The sequence below is a fragment of the Bacteroidales bacterium genome (genome assembly GCA_018334875.1).
GTDB lineage: Bacteria > Bacteroidota > Bacteroidia > Bacteroidales > UBA12077 > JAGXLC01.
The window spans coordinates 1-3,343 of the sequence record JAGXLC010000437.1; the positions used below are offsets into that span (position 1 = coordinate 1).

At 42.4% G+C, this 3,343-nt stretch carries 4 protein-coding genes; all 4 read left to right on the top strand.

Going from position 1 to position 3,343, the window contains the following annotated elements; all coding sequences use genetic code 11:
• On the top strand, positions 1–387 hold a 387-nt coding region (locus tag KGY70_19430), incomplete at its 5' end, for an ACT domain-containing protein (protein MBS3777375.1).
• A gap of 26 nt (positions 388–413) precedes the next feature.
• Entirely contained in the window at positions 414–1,703 is a 1,290-nt protein-coding gene (locus tag KGY70_19435; protein ID MBS3777376.1) for an aminotransferase class I/II-fold pyridoxal phosphate-dependent enzyme, read from the top strand.
• The gene (gene metX / locus KGY70_19440) at positions 1,703–2,731 is read left to right on the top strand and encodes a homoserine O-acetyltransferase (GenBank protein MBS3777377.1); all 1,029 of its coding nucleotides are present in this window, start codon (positions 1,703–1,705) and stop codon (positions 2,729–2,731) included. The genes KGY70_19435 and metX overlap by 1 nt, the downstream gene beginning before the upstream one ends.
• Positions 2,728–3,343, top strand: a 616-nt coding sequence (locus tag KGY70_19445; protein MBS3777378.1) for a homoserine dehydrogenase, incomplete at its 3' end; no start/stop codon positions are given. The genes metX and KGY70_19445, both read left to right, overlap by 4 nt.

The following is a 3,343-nucleotide window of genomic DNA, read 5'->3' on the forward strand; positions in this document are numbered from 1 at the left end:
GATCAGGCAAATATCAATATTAAATCTGTGATCACCTCGCAGATAGCGATCAATATTCTGTTGGATATAAATGATCTTACGCGGGCAGAAACTTTAATAAGAAATGCAGAAGTAAAAGGAATAGAAATTATATCTGCAATATCTGAGATTTCTGTTGTAGCAGTTGTAGGAGAGGGCCTTACCACGCAATATGGAATTGCCGCAAAAACGTTTAAATCGGTGGCCGAAAAAGGGATCAATATTGAGATGATCTCTTTCGGAGCAAGCCATGTGGCAGCCTATTTTATCGTTAACAATTCCCGTAAAGCCGAAACGGTAAAGGCCATACACGAGGAATTTTTTGTGAATGCGCCGGACCCTACTGTATTGACAGGTAATAATAAATAAACTTGTAACCAAAAAATATCATTTTTATGCATAAACAAAATTATAAATTCAACACATTACAGGTACACGCTGGTCAGCAAATCGACAGGGAAACCCTTTCCAGGGCCGTACCCATATATCAAACCACATCATACCAGTTTAAAGATTCGGATCATGTAGCCAATCTGTTTGCTTTACAGGAAGAAGGCAACATTTATACGCGCATAATGAATCCTACAACGGATGTACTGGAAAAACGGATGGCCGCGCTGGAAGGAGGAATTGCCGGACTCGCAACAGCATCCGGGCATTCTGCCCAATTCATTGCTTTGAATAATTTGCTGCAGAACGGCGATCACTTTGTATCCTCTCCTTTTCTGTATGGTGGGAGTTTTAATCAGTTCAAGGTTTCTTTCAAACGGTTGGGGATAGAAGTTCGATTTTCCGAAACCCTGAATCCTGAAGATTTTGAAAAATTGATGGATGAAAATACCCGGTTTATTTACCTGGAAACCATAGGGAATCCAAGTTTTAATATTCCCGATTTTGAAAAATTTGCAGAATTAAGTAAAAAATATAATATACCATTGATAGTGGATAATACTTTTGGTGCTGCAGGTTACCTCTGCCGCCCGGCAGACTACGGTGCCAGTGTGGTAGTGAATTCCGCCACCAAGTGGATTGGCGGGCACGGAACTACTATGGGAGGAGTAATCGTGGATACCGGGAATTATGACTGGGGTAACGGGAAATTCCCTCAATTTACGGAAGAATCCGAAGGTTATCATGGCATTCGTTTTTATGAATCTTTCGGTGAACTGGCTTATATTATGCGTGCCAGGGTTGAGGGATTGAGGGATTTTGGTCCTGCCTTAAGTCCGTTTAATGCATTCTTGCTTTTACAGGGGTTGGAGACCCTTTCCCTGCGGGTGCAAAAGCATGTGGACAATACGTTGGAACTGGCTCAATGGTTACAGAACCATCCCGCTGTTAAGGCTGTATATTATCCCGGGCTCCCTGAGGATCTCAACCACGATCTGGCCAATAAATACCTGGAACATGGGTATGGAGGTGTATTGTCCTTTGAAATTGACGGTACTAAGGATCAAACCAGGCAATTTGTTGAGAGCCTTCAACTGGTAAGCCATTTAGCCAATGTCGGAGATGCCAAAACACTGATTATTCAGCCCTCAGCCTCAACCCATCAGCAATTGTCCGAGGAAGAACAGGCGGCGGCTGGTGTAACCCCTTCACTGCTTAGGGTGTCTGTTGGTATAGAAGATATAGAAGACATTATAGAAGATTTTAGACAGGCATTTAAAAATATTGGCTTGTAATGGAAAAACAGGTATATTATTACGATAAACCTTTTAAACTGGAAAAAGGAGAGGAATTATCTTCCTTAACCATTACCTACCATACTTTGGGTACCCTCAATTCCGCCAGGGATAATGTGGTTTGGGTTTGTCATGCCTTTACCGCCAATTCGGATGTATCCGAATGGTGGGGTGGCATGGTGGGTGAAGGGAAAATATTTGATCCCCGCCATCATTTCATTATCTGTGCCAACATTTTGGGTTCGTGTTATGGTACTACCGGACCTTTATCTATCAATCCCGAAACCAATACTCCCTGGTATCACGACTTCCCCGAAGTCACTGTAAGGGATATGGTGAGGGCCCACGAATTGCTGAGGGAGCATTTGGATATCAATAAGATATTTGTGGTGACCGGTGGCTCTATAGGTGGTTTCCAGGCCCTGGAGTGGAGCATTATGAATCCCGGCCTTTTTGTGAACCTGGTTTTAATAGCCAGCAGTGCAAAAGCATCTCCCTGGGCCATAGCCTTCAATGAATCACAACGGATGGCGATTGATGCAGATCCTTCTTATCAGGAAAAGAAAGAAACGGCAGGCATAAACGGCATGAAAGTAGCCCGCTCCATAGCGCTCCTGAGCTACCGGAATTATCAGACATATGTAATGACCCAGAGCGAAGAGGACAATGAAAAGCTGGATAATTATAAAGCCATCTCCTACCAGCAGTATCAGGGAGAAAAACTGGCCAGACGTTTCAATGCGTTCTCTTATTATAAGCTTACTAAAGCTCTGGATACACATAATATAGCAAGAGAAAGAGATTCGGAGGAGAAAGTGCTTGGCCGGATAAAAGCCAATGCCCTGGTCATAGGGATCTCTACGGATATTTTGTTTCCTGTGGAAGAACAAAAATATATCGCTTATCACATTCCCAGGGCCCGATATATTGAAGTGGACTCCAAATATGGGCATGATGGCTTTCTGATTGAAATATCAAAACTGACAAGAATTTTGAGACACAACCTTAAAAAAGCGGAAAAAGTATGAAGAAAGAAGCAATTATAGGACTTTTCGGATTTGGCGTGGTAGGAGAAGGACTTTATCAGCTCCTTTTAAACAACCAGATCACCAAAACCCATATCAAACACATTTGTGTGAAAGACCCGGAAAAGGAAAGATCTATTGGAAAAGAGTACTTTTGCTATGATCCGGATACCATTATCCAGGATGATGAAGTAAACCTTGTTGTTGAATTAACCAATGATTACAGGGAGGCCTATGACATCGTCAAAAGGGCGTTAAAAAAAGGGAAAAGTGTAGTTTCTGCCAATAAGAAAATGGTAGCCCATCACCTGGAAGAATTCATCCAGTTACAGGAGGAATCCGGTTCAACCTTGCTTTATGATGCCTCGGCCTGTGGAAGCATACCGGTAATAAGAAATCTGGAAGAATACTATGACAACGACCTGTTAAAATCCATCTCCGGTATATTGAATGGGTCATCCAATTACATTCTTTCCCGGATGTTCAAGGACAATGATTCCTATGATTCTTCACTGAAAAGGGCTCAGGAACTGGGATATGCCGAAAGCGATCCCACCATCGATGTAGATGGATATGATGCATTATATAAATTGGTAATAATTGCCACTCATGGTT

Excerpts from the sequence above, each read along its gene's own strand:
- metX (MBS3777377.1), top strand. The coding sequence starts at position 1,703 with ATGGAAAAACAGGTATATTATTACGATAAACCTTTTAAACTGGAAAAA.
- KGY70_19435 (MBS3777376.1), top strand. The coding sequence starts at position 414 with ATGCATAAACAAAATTATAAATTCAACACATTACAGGTACACGCTGGT.